The sequence below is a fragment of the Shinella sp. HZN7 genome, assembly GCF_001652565.1.
Lineage (GTDB): Bacteria > Pseudomonadota > Alphaproteobacteria > Rhizobiales > Rhizobiaceae > Shinella > Shinella granuli.
The window spans coordinates 1,772,376-1,787,448 of sequence record NZ_CP015736.1; the positions used below are offsets into that span (position 1 = coordinate 1,772,376).

14 protein-coding genes and 2 pseudogenes are annotated in these 15,073 nt (G+C 66.7%); 11 read left to right on the forward strand and 5 right to left on the reverse strand.

From position 1 onward, the window contains the following. The first annotated feature begins 59 nt into the window (after positions 1-59). From shn_RS08595 to shn_RS08635, 10 genes are all read left to right on the forward strand, one after another. On the forward strand, positions 60-893 hold the full coding sequence (locus tag shn_RS08595; RefSeq protein ID WP_064330019.1) for an RNA methyltransferase: 834 nt from the start codon (positions 60-62) through the stop codon (positions 891-893). 37 nt (positions 894-930) lie between these two features. Continuing rightward, on the forward strand, positions 931-1,692 hold the full coding sequence (gene murI / locus shn_RS08600) for a glutamate racemase (protein ID WP_064330020.1): 762 nt from the start codon (positions 931-933) through the stop codon (positions 1,690-1,692). Between the two features lie 37 nt (positions 1,693-1,729). Next, a complete protein-coding gene (locus shn_RS08605; RefSeq protein ID WP_064330021.1) occupies positions 1,730-2,008 on the forward strand; it encodes a type II toxin-antitoxin system RelE/ParE family toxin in 279 nt (92 codons plus the stop codon). A 13-nt stretch (positions 2,009-2,021) separates the two neighbouring features. Further along, positions 2,022-2,309: a HigA family addiction module antitoxin gene (locus shn_RS08610; protein WP_064330022.1), complete on the forward strand. Its 288-nt coding sequence runs from the start codon at positions 2,022-2,024 to the stop codon at positions 2,307-2,309. Next, positions 2,293-2,442 (forward strand): hypothetical protein, encoded by a 150-nt coding sequence (locus shn_RS36360; protein WP_168168899.1) that lies wholly within the window; start codon positions 2,293-2,295, stop codon positions 2,440-2,442. The genes shn_RS08610 and shn_RS36360 overlap by 17 nt, the downstream gene beginning before the upstream one ends. Next, positions 2,439-3,977 carry an ATP-binding protein gene (locus shn_RS08615; RefSeq protein WP_064330023.1) on the forward strand — a complete coding sequence of 513 codons (1,539 nt, stop codon included), beginning with the start codon at positions 2,439-2,441 and terminating at the stop codon, positions 3,975-3,977. The genes shn_RS36360 and shn_RS08615 overlap by 4 nt, the downstream gene beginning before the upstream one ends. Positions 3,978-4,170: 193 nt before the next feature. Next, entirely contained in the window at positions 4,171-4,788 is a 618-nt protein-coding gene (gene rpsD / locus shn_RS08620) for a 30S ribosomal protein S4 (protein WP_064330024.1), read from the forward strand. 74 nt (positions 4,789-4,862) lie between these two features. After that, positions 4,863-5,792, forward strand: a complete 930-nt coding sequence (locus tag shn_RS08625) for a glutaminase (protein ID WP_064330025.1) — start codon at positions 4,863-4,865, stop codon at positions 5,790-5,792. Positions 5,793-5,823: 31 nt separating this feature from the next. Then, positions 5,824-6,693 carry a tRNA 2-thiocytidine(32) synthetase TtcA gene (gene ttcA, locus shn_RS08630; protein ID WP_064330026.1) on the forward strand — a complete coding sequence of 290 codons (870 nt, stop codon included), beginning with the start codon at positions 5,824-5,826 and terminating at the stop codon, positions 6,691-6,693. Continuing rightward, positions 6,680-7,501, forward strand: a complete 822-nt coding sequence (locus shn_RS08635) for an inositol monophosphatase (protein WP_064330027.1) — start codon at positions 6,680-6,682, stop codon at positions 7,499-7,501. Before ttcA ends, shn_RS08635 begins: the two co-directional genes overlap by 14 nt. Before the next feature lie 71 nt (positions 7,502-7,572). On the opposite strand, the gene gltA is transcribed toward shn_RS08635, so the two are convergent. Next, positions 7,573-8,862: a citrate synthase gene (gene gltA / locus shn_RS08640; RefSeq protein ID WP_064330028.1), complete on the reverse strand. Its 1,290-nt coding sequence runs from the start codon at positions 8,860-8,862 to the stop codon at positions 7,573-7,575. Between the two features lie 307 nt (positions 8,863-9,169). Between gltA and shn_RS08645 the strand changes: the two genes are divergently transcribed. Further along, positions 9,170-11,617, forward strand: coding sequence for a ComEC/Rec2 family competence protein (locus tag shn_RS08645; protein WP_245337379.1), 2,448 nt, complete (start codon positions 9,170-9,172; stop codon positions 11,615-11,617). 104 nt (positions 11,618-11,721) lie between these two features. On the opposite strand, the gene lexA is transcribed toward shn_RS08645, so the two are convergent. The 4 genes and pseudogenes from lexA to trpC all read right to left on the reverse strand — a co-directional run bounded on the left by lexA (position 11,722) and on the right by trpC (position 15,071). Next, complete coding sequence (gene lexA, locus shn_RS08650) at positions 11,722-12,441, reverse strand: transcriptional repressor LexA (RefSeq protein WP_064330029.1); 720 nt, start codon at positions 12,439-12,441, stop codon at positions 11,722-11,724. A gap of 93 nt (positions 12,442-12,534) precedes the next feature. Beyond that, a pseudogene (glp, locus tag shn_RS08655) lies at positions 12,535-13,760 on the reverse strand (gephyrin-like molybdotransferase Glp). Next, the gene (gene moaC / locus shn_RS08660; RefSeq protein ID WP_064330030.1) at positions 13,760-14,257 is read right to left on the reverse strand and encodes a cyclic pyranopterin monophosphate synthase MoaC; all 498 of its coding nucleotides are present in this window, start codon (positions 14,255-14,257) and stop codon (positions 13,760-13,762) included. The pseudogene glp and the gene moaC overlap by 1 nt, the downstream one beginning before the upstream one ends. Beyond that, positions 14,257-15,071, reverse strand: a pseudogene (gene trpC / locus shn_RS08665) (indole-3-glycerol phosphate synthase TrpC). Before trpC ends, moaC begins: the two are co-directional and overlap by 1 nt. Positions 15,072-15,073: the final 2 nt, after the last annotated feature.

The window sequence follows — 15,073 nt, forward strand, 5'->3', positions numbered from 1 at the left end:
GCTTTTCATTTGCTGCTTATTGTGCCAGTGAAGCCCGAACTTTCCAGGGATATTTGGGCATGGCAGGCACGAACAGCGAACGCACGCTGATCGCCGAGGGACCGGCGATCATCCTCGTTCATCCGCAACTCGGCGAGAATATCGGCATGGTGGCGCGCGCCATGGCGAATTTCGGCCTTGCCGAACTGCGCCTCGTCAATCCGCGCGACGGCTGGCCGAGCGAGAAGGCGATCTCCGCCGCCAGCAAGGCCGATCACGTCATCGAGGCGGCGAAGGTCTATCCGTCGCTGGAGGCGGCCGTCGCCGACCTCGAATTCGTCTATGCGACGACCGCGCGCGACCGCTACGGCTACAAGGAGGTCCGCTCGCCGGTCGTCGCCGCCGACGACCTGCGCGTGCGTTTCCGCGCCGGGCAGAAGACCGGCATTCTCTTCGGCCGCGAGCGCACGGGCCTCACCAACGAGGAGATCGCGCTCGCCGACGAGCTGGTGACCTTCCCGGTCAACCCCGCCTTCGCCTCGCTCAACCTCGCCCAGGCCGTGCTCCTGATGAGCTACGAGTGGATGAAGAGCGGCCTTGCCTCGGTCGAGGACACGCCCTTCGACGCGCTGCCGCAGCGCCCGGCCAAAAAGGAGGAACTGCAGGGGCTGTTCGACCATGTGGAGGAGACGCTGGAGGCGCGCGGCTACTTCCGGCCCGCCGAGAAAAAGCCCAAGCTGGTGGAGAACCTGCGCGCCATCCTGACGCGCCCGTCCTTCACCGGCACGGAGATCCAGGTCCTGCGCGGCATCATCTCCTGCCTCGATCGCTTCACCCGCGAATCGCCACGCGGCGTGACCAACCCCAACCGCACCCGCAACCGCCGGCCCAAGGTGCCCCGTGACGACGCATAGGCCCTTTCCGGAACAGGCGTCGGCCAAGCCCATCCTGATGTTCGACAGCGGCATCGGCGGTCTGACCGTGCTGCGCGAGGCGCGCGTGCTGATACCCGAGCGGCACTTCACCTATGTGGCCGACGATGCCGGCTTTCCCTATGGCGGCTGGGAAGAGCCGGCGCTGAAGGCGCATGTCATCGACCTCTTCGCAAGACTGCTCGCCGAACACGACCCGGAGGTCTGCGTCATCGCCTGCAACACGGCCTTCACGCTCGTCGGCGCGGACCTGCGCGCCGCATTCCCCCACATGCCCTTCGTCGGCACCGTGCCCGCCATAAAGCCCGCCGCCGAGCGCACGCGCTCCGGCCTCGTCTCGGTGCTGGCCACGCCCGGCACGGTGAAGCGCGCCTATACGCGCGACCTCATCCAGTCCTTCGCCAGCCAGTGCGACGTGCGCCTCGTCGGCTCTGAGAACCTCGCCCGCATGGCCGAGGCCTATATCCGCGGCGAGATATTCTCCGACGAGGCCGTGCGCGCCGAGATCATGCCCTGCTTCGTCGACGAGGACGGCCGCAAGACGGACATCGTCGTGCTCGCCTGCACGCACTATCCCTTCATGGCCAACCTCTTCCGCAAGCTCGCCCCCTGGCCGGTCGACTGGCTCGACCCCGCCGAGGCCATCGCCCGCCAGGCCCGCCGCCTCGTCCCCCCGCTGGAAACCCTCGCCCCGGGCGAGGACATCGCCGTCTTCACCTCCGGCAAGCCGGACTTTTCGACACGCCGGCTGATGCAGGGGTTCGGGCTTCGGGTCGTCTGAGGCTTGTATCGCGTATCGATACGCGATACACTGCGCCATGATCGTCAGTTTCCGACACAAGGGTCTGGAACTCTTCTACGCGTCGGGATCGACGAAAGGGATCCAGGCATCGCACGCCGCCAAGCTGGGACGCATCCTTGGCTTGCTGGATGTCGCGAGCGCACCTGCCGATGTCAACCTGCCGGGCTTCAGGCTTCATCCCCTCAAGGGGACGATGAAGGGACATTGGCTGGTTTGGGTGAATGGCAACTGGCGCGTGACGTTCCGCTTCGTCGGGACCGATGTCGAGCTGGTCGACTACCAGGATTATCATTGAGAGGAACACGGCGATGATGAGACTTCCGCCCCATCCCGGTGAATTGCTCCGCGAGGACGTGCTTCAGCCGCTCGGCCTTTCGGTGACGGACGCGGCCGGCCGGCTCGGCATGTCCCGGGTTGCGCTTTCGCGCGTGCTGCATGGGCGTGCCGCCGTCAGCCCCGATCTTGCCCTGCGCCTCGAACGGGCAGGGGTCAGCACGGCGCGCGCATGGCTCGCCATGCAGGCCAATTTCGATCTTGCGCAGGCGATGCAGCGCGCGCAGCCCGAGGTACAGCCACTCGATGACAAGGCCGCTTGAGCGCGGCCTCGGCGAGAACCTTGTGGATTTTTTCAAAAAGCCGGGCGTGACGGCTGAAGGTTTCGTGTTAGGGCTTGCCGGATATCCGGTGGCGGCCGGCGAATCAGGAATTTTGGAACGAGGAACGGGATGAAGGTCGGCATCGACATGGGAACGGTGCAGGGCGGCGCACCGGCCAGGCTCGATATCGAGGAACTGCTGGCGACGCGCCTGCTCGTGCAGGGCAATTCGGGCTCGGGAAAGTCGCATCTCTTGCGGCGCCTGCTCGAACAGTCCGCCCAATGGGTCCAGCAGGTCATCATCGATCCCGAAGGGGATTTCGTCACGCTTTCCGACCGGTTCGGCCATGTCGTGGTCGATGGCGAGCGCACGGAAGCCGAACTCGTCGGCATCGCCAACCGCATCCGCCAGCACCGCGTCTCCTGCGTGCTCTCGCTGGAGGGGCTGGAAGCCGACGAGCAGATGCGGGCGGCCGGCATCTTCCTCAATGCGTTGTTCGATGCGGACCGGGACTTCTGGTATCCGGTGCTCGTCGTCGTCGACGAGGCGCAGCTCTTTGCGCCCGCCGTCAGCGGCGAGGTCTCCGAGGAGGCGCGAAAACTGTCGCTCGGCGCGATGACCAACCTGATGTGCCGCGGCCGCAAGCGCGGCCTCGCCGGCGTCATCGCCACGCAGCGCCTTGCCAAGCTTGCCAAGAACGTCGCGGCTGAGGCCTCCAACTTCCTGATGGGCCGCACCTTCCTCGATATCGACATGGCGCGCGCCGCCGACCTGCTCGGCCTCGATCGCCGGCAGGCGGAGATGTTCCGCGACCTGCCGCGCGGTTCCTTCGTCGCGCTCGGCCCGGCGCTGTCGCGCCGCCCCTTGCCGGTGACGATCGGCGCGGTCGAGACCTCCGCGCGCTCGACCAGCCCCAAGCTGATGCCGCTTCCGGATGCACTGCCGGACGTGGAGGACCTGATCTTCACGCCCGATCCGGACGAGTTTTCCCGCCCGCTCGTCCGCCGCGCGCCGCCGGCGCCGCGCCCGACGACGGACATCCTCGCCGAACTGTCCCGCGCGCGTCCGGAGCCGGTGCAGGCGGAGGCGAAGGCCCCGGCGCCGGAAATCTCTGCCGAAGAGCGGGAAGGCCTTCTCGACCAGGCGCTCGCCGAAATCCTCGGCAATCCCGATGCGGCCTTCCGGGCCGATGCCGAACTGTTCCAGGATTTCCTCGTGCGCTGCCGCATCCGCCGCGTGCCGGGCGCGCCGCTGTCGCTGCCGGCCTTCCGCCGCAAGATGGCGGTCGCGCGCTCCGGCGTCGATGCCGAGACGGCGGCGAGCGAGATCTGGAGCAGGGCGCTCGACCTTTCCCGCAGTGTCACCGAGGATCTGCAGGGCGTGTTCCTGCTCGTCGCACAGGCGGCGGTGCGCGGGCTTGCCTGCCCCTCGGATGCCCGGATCGCGCGCGCCTACGGCACGCATTCCGCCCGCCGCGCCCGCCGGCTGCTCGGCTATTTCGAGGAGCAGGGGCTGGTGGTCGTGCACAGCGATCTTGCCGGCCACCGCATCGTCGCCTTCCCGGATCTGAACTGCGAGACGCTGCCGGGGGACGCCAACGGGCCGGACCTTGCCGATTCCCACCGCGATGCGGCGGAATTGGCGGATTTTCCGGGCCTTGCTCGTTGACAGTCCTGTAAAACTCCCCTAATGACCCCGCCAGCGCCGGGCAGAAATGTCCGGTGTTTCATTTGACATGTCCCGTGGATTCTCCGGTCGCGATCGTGAGAAGCCTGTCGGAACCCGAAAGGTTCAGAGGAGGGCGTGTTTCCTTCAGCCGGTCCGGCAACGGCCCGGCATAACAAGACCAAGAGGAAATGCGATGAGCAAGCGCGCTGCATCCAAGTACAAAATCGACCGCCGCATGGGCGAGAACATCTGGGGCCGTCCGAAGTCCCCGGTCAACCGCCGCGAATACGGCCCGGGCCAGCACGGCCAGCGCCGCAAGTCCAAGCTTTCGGACTTCGGTGTCCAACTCCGCGCCAAGCAGAAGCTGAAGGGCTACTATGGCGACATCCGCGAGAAGCAGTTCCGCGCGATCTTCGCCGAAGCCGAGCGCCGCAAGGGCGACACCCCGGAAAACCTGATCGGCCTGCTCGAATCGCGCCTCGACGCGATCGTCTACCGCGCCAAGTTCGTTCCGACGGTCTTCGCTGCCCGTCAGTTCGTCAACCACGGCCACGTCAAGGTCAACGGCGTGCGCGTCAACATCGGTTCCTACCGTTGCAAGCCGGGCGACGTCATCGAAGTCAAGGAAAAGTCCAAGCAGCTCGTCACGGTTCTCGAATCCGTGGGCCTCGCTGAACGCGACGTTCCGGACTATATCGAAGCCGACCACAACAAGATGACCGCGACCTTCGTTCGCGTTCCGATTCTCTCCGACGTGCCCTATGCCGTCGTCATGGAACCGCACCTGGTCGTCGAATTCTACTCGCGTTAATTCGCGGGCGACACCTTGCGCAATCCGGAAAAGCCGCCAAGAGATTGGCGGCTTTTTCGTTTCGGGGGAACGGGATGACGGACTTGCAGGGCATTGTCGAGGAGATCCACGCGAACCTGTCGCCACGATGCGGCGAGGGCAGGGTGGCGGACTACATTCCGCAGCTTGCCCATGTGGATCCCAAAAAGTTCGGCATCGCCGTGGTGACGGTCGATGGCGCGGTGCATCTTGCCGGCGACGCGGACGAGGCCTTTTCCATCCAGAGCATTTCCAAGGTCTTCACCCTCACGCTCGCCCTCGGCAAGCATGGCGAGGCGATCTGGAAGCGTGTGGGGCGCGAGCCGTCGGGCTCGGCCTTCAACTCCATCGTCCAGCTCGAGCACGAGGGCGGCATTCCGCGCAATCCCTTCATCAATGCGGGCGCCATCGCCATCACCGACCTCGTGCTCGCCGGCCATACGCCGAAGGAGGCGATCGGCGAGATCGTGCGGTTCCTGCGTTATCTCGCGGACGAGGACGACATCATCATCGACCAGGCCGTGGCGCGCTCGGAGCAGGCGACGGGCTTCCGAAACGTCGCGCTGGCCAATTTCATGCGCTCCTTCGGCAAGCTCGACCATGCGGCCGAACTGGTGCTCGGCGTCTATTTCCATCAGTGCGCGCTGGCGATGAGCTGCCGGCAGCTCGCCAAGGCGGGGCTGTTCCTTGCCAACAACGGCACCAATCCGCTGACCGGCCACCGCGTCGTCTCGCATCTTCGGGCGCGGCGTATCAACGCACTCATGCTGACCTGCGGCCATTATGACGGCTCGGGCGACTTCGCCTACCGCGTCGGCCTGCCGGGCAAGAGCGGCGTCGGCGGCGGGATCCTGGCCGTTGCGCCCGGAAAGGCCTCGGTCGCCGTCTGGTCGCCGGGGCTCAACGAGAACGGCAATTCGCTGATCGGCTCTCTGGCGCTGGAAATGCTGGCGGCGCGCACCGGCTGGTCGGTGTTCGGGGCTTGATTGTGCGGCCGGTTCGGGGCATTGCAGGCCCATGACCTTGGCCTTTGCTGATACCGACGACGACGCACCGGATGCCGGCCGCCATCCGCTCTTTGCGGATGCGCCTTCCAGCGTCTCCTTCAACAAGCTGCGCAAGCGCCTGCTCAGGCAGGTCCGGCAGGCGATGGACGATTTCGCGATGCTGAAGGGCCAGAGGCGCTGGCTCGTCGGCCTTTCGGGCGGCAAGGACAGCTACGGCCTGCTCGCCCTGCTGATGGACCTGCAATGGCGCGGCCTTTTGCCGGTGGAGCTCGTCGCCTGCAATCTCGACCAGGGCCAGCCGAATTTCCCGAAGCACATCCTGCCGGATTACCTGAAATCCATCGGCGTCAGGCACCGGATCGAATACCGCGACACCTATTCCATCGTGAAGGAGAAGGTGCCGTCGGGGGCGACCTATTGTTCGCTCTGCTCGCGCCTCAGGCGCGGCAATCTCTATCGCATCGCCCGGGAGGAGGGCTGCGATGCGCTGGTGCTCGGCCACCATCGCGAGGATATTCTCGAAACCTTCTTCATGAACTTCTTCCATGGCGGGCGGCTTGCCGCCATGCCGCCGAAGCTTCTGAACGACGAGGGCGACCTCATGGTGCTGCGTCCGCTCGCCTATGCGGCGGAGGACGATCTTGCCAAATTCGCCGTCGCCATGCGGTTCCCGATCATCCCCTGCGACCTCTGCGGCTCGCAGGACGGCCTCCAGCGCAATGCGATGAAGGCGATGCTGGCGGATATCGAGACGCGCATGCCGGGCCGCAAGGACGCCATGCTGCGCGCGCTCGGCCACACCAACCCCTCCCATCTTCTCGACCCGAAGCTTTTCGATTTCTCCTCCCTCGAAACGGTAAGGCCCCATGACGACGATTGACATCAATGCCCTCGCCCTCGTGCTTGCACAGGCGGCGGAGGCGGAAATCCGCCCGCGCTTCCGCGCGCTCGCCAAGGGCGACATCCGCACCAAGGCGGACGCCAACGACCTGGTGACGGAAGCCGACGAGGCGGCCGAACGCTTCATCAGCCGCGAAGTGAAGGCGCAGTTTCCGGGCGTTCTCTTCGTCGGCGAGGAATCGGTGGCGGCCGATCCGGCGCTCTTGCCGAAGCTCAAGGATGCGGATGTCGCGATCGTCGTCGACCCGATCGACGGCACCTTCAACTTCGCCGCCGGCGTGCCGCTCTTCGGCGTCATGGCGGCGATCGTCTCCGGCGGCGAGACGGTCGGCGGCATCATCTACGACCCGATGGGCGATGATTTCGTCATGGCGGAAAAGGGCGGCGGCGCCTGGCAGACCGGTGACCACCGCCCGGCCGTGCGGCTGAAGACGCGCGGCGGCGCGCCGCTCGAAGCGATGACCGGCATGGCCTCGACCAGCTTCCTCGACCGGGCGCGCCGCGCCCGCATCCTGTCGAACCTCGCCAAGGTCGCCTTCGTCTCCAACTATCGCTGCGCGGCGCACGAATACCGCACCCTTGCCGGCGGTCACCTGCATTACCTGATGTACAACAAGCTGATGCCCTGGGATCACCTCGCCGGCACGCTGATCGCGGAGGAGGCCGGCGCCTATGCCGCGCGCTTCGACGGTTCGGCCTACAAGCCGCACCATGTCGAGGGCGGCCTCCTGGTCGCGCCGGACAAGGAGAGCTGGGAAATGCTGCGCCGCGAGGTCTTCGTCGACTGAGGCGCGGTTCACATCAAGGAAAAGGCCCGGCTGCATCCGCAGCCGGGCCTTTTTCATGGGTAGCTCTCGCCTCAGCGCTTGGAGACCGGCAGGTAGTCCCGCTTCGGGGCGCCGATATAGAGCTGGCGCGGACGGCCGATGCGCTGTTCCGGGTCTTCGATCATCTCGTTCCACTGGGCGATCCAGCCGACCGTGCGGGCGAGCGCGAAGAGCACGGTGAACATGGTGGTGGGGAAGCCCAGCGCCTTCAGCGTGATGCCGGAGTAGAAGTCGATGTTCGGATAGAGCTTCTTCTCGATGAAATACTCGTCCGTCAGCGCGATGCGCTCCAGTTCCATGGCGACTTCCAGCATCGGATCGTCCTTGATGCCGAGTTCGCCGAGAACCTCGTGCGTCGTCTTCTGCATGATGCGGGCGCGCGGGTCGTAGTTCTTGTAGACGCGATGGCCGAAGCCCATCAGGCGGAACGGATCGTTCTTGTCCTTGGCCTTGGCGACATATTCCGGGATGCGCTCGACGGAGCCGATCTCGGCCAGCATGTTGAGCGCGGCCTCGTTCGCGCCGCCATGGGCGGGGCCCCAGAGGCAGGCGATGCCGGCGGCGATGCAGGCGAAGGGGTTGGCGCCGGAGGAACCGGCGAGGCGGACCGTCGAGGTGGAGGCGTTCTGCTCATGGTCGGCGTGCAGGATGAAGATGCGGTCCATGGCGCGCGACAGCACCGGGTTCACCACATAGTCTTCACACGGCACGGCGAAACACATGCGCAGGAAGTTCGACGCGTAGTCGAGGTCGTTCTTCGGGTAAACGAAGGGCTGGCCGATATGGTATTTGTAGGCCATGGCGGCGATCGTCGGCATCTTGGCGATCATGCGCAGCGAGGCGACCATGCGCTGATGCGGATCGGTGATGTCGGTCGAGTCGTGGTAGAAGGCCGACAGCGCGCCCACGACGCCGCACATGACGGCCATCGGGTGGGCGTCGCGGCGGAAACCGGTGAAGAACTTCGACATCTGTTCGTGCACCATGGTGTGGTGCGTGACGCGATAGTCGAAATCGTCCTTCTGCGACTTGGTCGGCAGTTCGCCGTACAGCAGGAGATAGCAGACTTCGAGGAAGTCGCCGTGTTCGGCCAGCTGCTCGATGGGGTAGCCGCGGTGCAGCAGGACGCCTTCATCGCCGTCGATATAGGTGATCTTCGATTCGCAGGAGGCGGTGGAGGTGAACCCGGGATCGTAGGTGAAGGCGCCTGTATTCTTGTACAGCGTGCCGATGTCGATCACATCGGGGCCGATCGTACCGGATCGCGTCGGCAACTCGATTGTCTTGCCACCGATCGATACATCCGCGCTTGTTCCTGTCATAACGATCCTCCGTTGTTTCCAATGGCGGCACGAGGTTGTGCCGGAACCATGAACATGCTCGTTTTGCTAGCCCATTTGCACCTGACTGCCAAGCGAGACGAAAGGCAAATTGTGCATTGCGGAAATGGGCTTTCCGGCAACGCAATATCTACCCTTTCCCGCAAGTTTCAAGCAACTTTTACGCGTGTTTCGCGAGATATGGAGGGGGCATCCTTTCTGCCTGGCTTAGCATTTTCCGCGCCTACTGTTGATTGAAGATTTTTCCGTTCGGTTGCACAATGGGACGGGAACGGGTGGGGCCGGGGTCATGGAGAAGGTCGGCGTCGCGGAACGGCGGGAAATGCCCGAGGCCGATGCCTGGCGGGTGGCGCCCGATGACGCCGCCGTCCCGCGCGCCCCGGTTCGCGATCCCGTGCGCCGGGGAGCGCTGGCCACACTGCGGCGGGCAGCGGGGCGCTTCAAGGCTGCGGTGGCTGCCAAGCAGCCAAGCGCGGCCGCATTCGCCGAAGAAAGGGCGCATGGCCACTTCTTCCTTTTCGTTCCGGTCTTCCTCGGCGCGGGGGCGGCGCTCTGGTTCGCCGCCGCCACCGATCCGCCGCTTGCCACCACGCTTTTCGTCATTGCGCTCGCGCTCTGGCCGGCCTGGCGCCTTCGCCATCGCGAGGACTGGATCGCGCTTGCGGCCGGCGCCGCGCTGCTCGTTCCAGTGGGCATGCTGCTGGCGGCGCTCGAAAGCGCCCGGCTCGCAACGGTCCTGCTCGACGCGCCTGTCACCACCGAGATCAGCGGGCGGGTGCTGGCGCGCGAAAGCGACGAGCGGGGTGCGATCCGCTACCGCATCGCACTGGAGGCGACGCGCGACCCGGTGCTGAAGCGGCCGCCCGGCATGGTGACGCTCCTGGCCCGCAGCCGGCACACGCCGATCCCGATCGGCGGCGGCATAACCGGGCGGGCGCGGCTCGGGCCGCCCTCCGGCCCGGCGCTGTCCGGCCTCAACGACTTCGCCTTCGATGCCTATTTCGCCGGCACCGGCGCTGTCGGCTATTTCTATCGCGCGCCGACCGCGATTGCGGTGGCCGGGCCGGGATTGGAGGGGCGGATCCGGCAGGAGATCGCGACCTGGCGCAACAACCTCACCGAGCATATCCGCGGCCGGATCGGCGGCGATGCCGGCGCGATCGCCGCGGCGCTGGTGACGGCCGAGCAGCGGGCGATCGGCGCGCAGACGGTGGAGGCGCTGCGGCAGGCGGGCCTTGCCCATGTGCTCGCCATTTCCGGGCTCAACATGGTGCTTGCCGCCGGCACCTTCCTCGTCGGCGCGCGTGTCCTGATGGCGCTCGTCCCGGGGTTCTCCGAGCGTTACCCCGCCAAGAAGATCGCCGCTGCCGGCGCGCTCGTCATGGTCACGCTCTACATCCTCGTTTCGGGCGGCGCGATCTCCGCGGTGCGCTCCTGGATCATGATCTGCATCATGCTGGTGGCGGTGCTGTTCGGCCGCGCGGCGATAAGCCTGCGCAATGTGGCGCTCTCGGCGATCCTCATCCTTGCCGTGACACCCTCTGCCGTCACCAATCCGGGGTTCCAGATGTCCTATGCCGCAACGCTCGGTCTCGTCGCCGGCTATGCGGCCTGGCGCGAGCGTCCGGTCCGCCGGGAGGGCGGGGGAGAGCGCCTGAAACTGTTCGGCGGCGCGCTCGGGCGCTTCTTCGGCGGGCTCATGCTGTCCTCGCTGATCGGCGGGTTCTCGACGCTGATCTATTCCATCGGCCATTTCCATCGCATTCCGGCCTATGGACTTGCCGGCAACCTGCTTGCCATGCCCGTCATCAGCGCCGTCGTCATGCCCTTCGGCCTCATCGCCGTGCTGCTGATGCCCTTCGGCCTCGATGCCGTGCCCTTCGCGATTATGGGCAAGGGCATCGACTGGATGATCGCGCTGTCGACATGGGTTGCAGGCTGGAAGGGCGAGATCGTCACCGGCCGCATTCCGCCGGCCGCGTTCCTGCTGGTCGGCCTCGGCGGCGGGCTTGTCTGCATCCTGCGCACGCGGCTGCGCCATGCCGGAACGCTGCTTGTCGGTCTCGGCCTCGCGCTTGCCTGCTTTCCGGTCGCAAGCGCCACGCCGGAAGTGCTGGTGTCCGAGGACGGCCGCCTCGTCGCCATCCTTCGCGGCGAAACCGTCGCGACCAACCGGGCGAGACCGCCGGACTTCATCTATGCCCAGTGGCGGCGCGCCCTCCGGCTCGGCGATCTCACGAAACCGGAGATCCGCAGGAGCGCCGGACTGACCCTCGAGGACGCCGGCGAAACCACCGGCATGACCGCGGGGCAGAAACGGCCGCGGCGCAAGGCCGACCGGCAGAAGGCGAAGGATGCCATGGTCTCAGCGCTCGCGGCGGCCCGGACCGGCAAAGGTTTCGTCTGTGAAGCAAAGGCATTCTGCGCCGCCGTCTCGCCGAGCGGCTGGCGGATCGTCACCCTGGACGACGTCGCCTTCCTGGGCACGGCCTGCGATGCGGCCGACCTTGTCGTCGTGTCCCTGGCCCTGCGGCTGGAGGCCTGCCGCTCCGGCGCGCGCCTTGTGACGGCGCGCCACCTGAGGCGAACCGGCGCCCTCGAAATCCAGCCGGCCGACGGGGACACATCCCGCGCCGTCTCCGAAGCGCGCATCCTGCCGGCCGTGGAAAGCCTCGACCGGCCCTGGACCCGCCACCGCACCTATGACTGGCGCACCGGCAGCTTCGATCCGTCTTGAGCATTTCCGCTTTTCCTCGAACCGCGAGAACACTCCAACTCTTTGTTTTAACGCAATTCCGGACGCAGGACCGCTTGGCACGTCTGCTGGAATTGTTCCCGGGATCAGTGATAGCGGCGGATGAGGCCGACCAGCTTGCCCTGGATCTTCACCCGGTCCGGCCCGAAGATGCGGGTCTCGTAGGCGGGGTTTGCCGCTTCGAGCGCGATGGAGGCGCCCTTGCGGCGGAAGCGCTTCAGCGTGGCCTCCTCGTCGTCGACGAGCGCGACGATGATCTCGCCGGGATTGGCGCTGCTCGCCGTGCGGATGATCACCGTGTCGCCGTCGAGAATGCCGGCCTCGATCATCGAATCGCCCTTGACCTCCAGCGCGTAGTGTTCGCCGTTGCCGATCATCTCGGCCGGCACGGTGATGTCATGGGTGTTGTTCTGGATCGCGGAGATCGGCACGCCGGCGGCGATGCGGCCCATGACCGGAACGGAGACGGAAGAGGAAACCTCCGCCACGGGCGTGCGCTGCGGCGGGGCGGCGACGGGCGGCTGCTTGCCGCGGCTGCCCTCGATGACGGCCGGCGAGAAGCCGCGGCGCGGCTGCAGGCTCTGCGTATAGGCTTCGGGGAGCTTTATCACCTCCAGCGCGCGGGCCCGGTTGGGCAGGCGCCGGATGAAACCGCGCTCTTCCAGCGCCGTGATGAGGCGGTGGATGCCGGATTTGGAGGCGAGATCCAGCGCATCCTTCATCTCGTCGAAAGAGGGGGGAATGCCGGATTCCTTCATCCGTTCATGAATGAACAGGAGGAGTTCCTGTTGTTTCCGCGTGAGCATGGCCCCTCCACCGAGAATCGTGAAACAAATCCAGAACAGACACTATCTGTTCCATATGTGTTCTGCAAGGGGCTGCTGAAACAATAATACCGTTCAGGCGGACGGTTCGCGCAGGAGCAGGACCGTGCAGGCCGCGCCCGCGGGGCCGCCGGGGCATGCGGCGGGCGGATGAGGAGGCCTTCGGCGGTGGCGAAGGCCTTCATCATGGAGGAATCCTGCTTTTCGAGGGGCGTGACGCGCAGTTCGCCGGCGGGGCCGCGGGTGATGCGCGCGCGGACATAATCCTGCCGGTGGTCGTTTTCCTTGAGCGGGACGACGGTGATGGCCGGATGCTCCAGGCTCTTCGCCGGCAGGTGGGCAAGACGGCGCACGAGAGGGACGAGGAAGAGGTGGGAGCAGACGAGGCTCGAAACGGGATTGCCGGGCAGGCCGATGACCTGGACGGCGCCGAGGCGGCCGACCATCAGGGGCTTGCCCGGGCGCATCGCGATTCGCCAGAAGTCGAGATCCATGCCGGCCGCGCCGAGCACGGGCTTCACGAGGTCGAAATCCCCGACGGAGGCGCCGCCGAGCGTGACGAGGGCGTCGATACCGAGCGTCAGCGCGTGGCGCACGGCCGCCAGCATCGCTTCCTTGTCGTCGGCGACGATGCCGAGGTCGATCACCTCGGCGCCGGCCGCGCGGGCGAGGGCCGCGACGCCGTAGGTGTTGGAGGCGATGATCTGGCTGGCGCCGGGCGGCGTACCTGCCGGCACGAGCTCGTCGCCGGTGGCGAGCAGGGCGATGCGCGGGCGGGCACGGACGGTCAGTTCCGCATGGTTCATGGCCGCCGCGACCGTCAGGCGGCCGGCATCGAGCACGTCCCCGGCCTTCAGGACGATCTCGCCTTCGGCAAAATCCTGGCCGCGCGGGCGGATGTGGCGGCCTTTCGGCGTGAGGAAGGTGGTGCGGATGCGGCCGTCTTCCAGCACCTCGGCATCTTCCTGCAGCAGCACGGTATCGGCGAAGGCCGGCAGCGGGGCGCCGGTGAAGATGCGCACGGCCTCGCCGGGACCGGCGGTGCCTTCGAAGGCGTGGCCGGCGGAGGAGAGGCCTGCGACCCTCAGGATCGCGCCGAGCGCGGCGATATCCGCGTGGCGCACGGCATAGCCGTCCATCGCGGAATTGTCGAAGGGCGGCTGCGTCAGCCGGGCGGCGACATCCTCGGCAAGCACGCGGCCGTCGGCCTCCTGCAGCCGGACCGTCTCCGTGCGCCGGATCGGACGGGCGGACAGAAGCAGGCGGTGGAGGGCGTCCTCGACGGGAAGCAGCGCCGCCATCAACCGGCGTCCCCGCGCCGGTAGTCGCCGGAGCGGCCGCCGGATTTTTCGACGAGGCGGATGCCGCCTATCTCCATTTCGCGGTCCGCGGCTTTCGCCATGTCGTAGATGGTCAGGCACGCGACGCTGACGGCCGTCAGCGCCTCCATCTCGACGCCGGTGCGGCCGGTGAGCCTGGCCATCGCCTCGACGCGCAGGCCCGGAAGGGCGCGGTCCTCGCGGATATCGACGGCGACCTTCGTCAGCATCAGGGGATGGCAGAGCGGGATGAGGCTGGCGGTCTGCTTGGCGGCCATGATGCCGGCAAGGCGCGCCGTGCCGATCACGTCGCCCTTCTTGGCATCACCCTTGAGGATGAGGTCCAGCGTTGCCGGCGCCATGCGGATGGACCCTTCGGCAACCGCGATGCGCACCGTCTCGGCCTTGTCGCCGACATCCACCATGCTGGCTTCGCCGGACGCGCCGATATGGGTGAGCGTGCGGGCCTCCTCGGCCATCATTCCGCTGCCAGCATGCCGGCCGAGCCGGTGAGGAGTTCGCGGGTCGCCGCCGCCACGTCATCCTTGCGCATCAGGCTTTCGCCGACGAGGAAGGTGGAGATGCCGACCTTGCCGAGCCGTTCGCAATCCGCATGGGTGAAGATGCCGCTCTCGCCGACCAGCAGCCGGTCCTCGGGCACCATGCCGGCGAGCTTTTCCGACACGGCGAGATCCACCTCGAAGGTGCGCAGGTTGCGGTTGTTGATGCCGACGAGCTTGGACCTGAGCTTCAGCGCGCGCTCCATTTCCGGGGCGTCGTGCACCTCGATCAGCACGTCCATGCCGAGCGAGAAGGCGGCGTCTTCCAGCATCTTCGCGTCGTCGTCGCTGAGCGAGGCCATGATGAGGAGGATGCAGTCGGCACCCCAGGCGCGGGCCTCCAGCACCTGGTAGCTGTCGAACATGAAATCCTTGCGCAGCGCCGGCAGGGCGCAGGCCGCACGCGCCGCCGTCAGGAACTCCGGTGCGCCCTGGAAGCTCGGCGTGTCCGTGAGCACGGAAAGGCAGGCGGCACCGCCGGCCTCATACGCCTTCGCCAGTGCCGGCGGATCGAAATCCGGCCGGATGAGGCCCTTGGACGGGCTCGCCTTCTTGATCTCGGCGATGAGGCCGAAGCGGCCCTCGGCCTTTTTCGCCTTCAGGCTGGCGAAGAAGCCGCGCGGCGGCTCCTGGTCGCGGATGCGGGCGCGAAGCTCGGCGGGGAAACGCGCGTCTTGGCGGCGGCAATCTCCTCCAGCTTGTAGGCTTCGATCTTCTTCAGGATATCGGTCATGG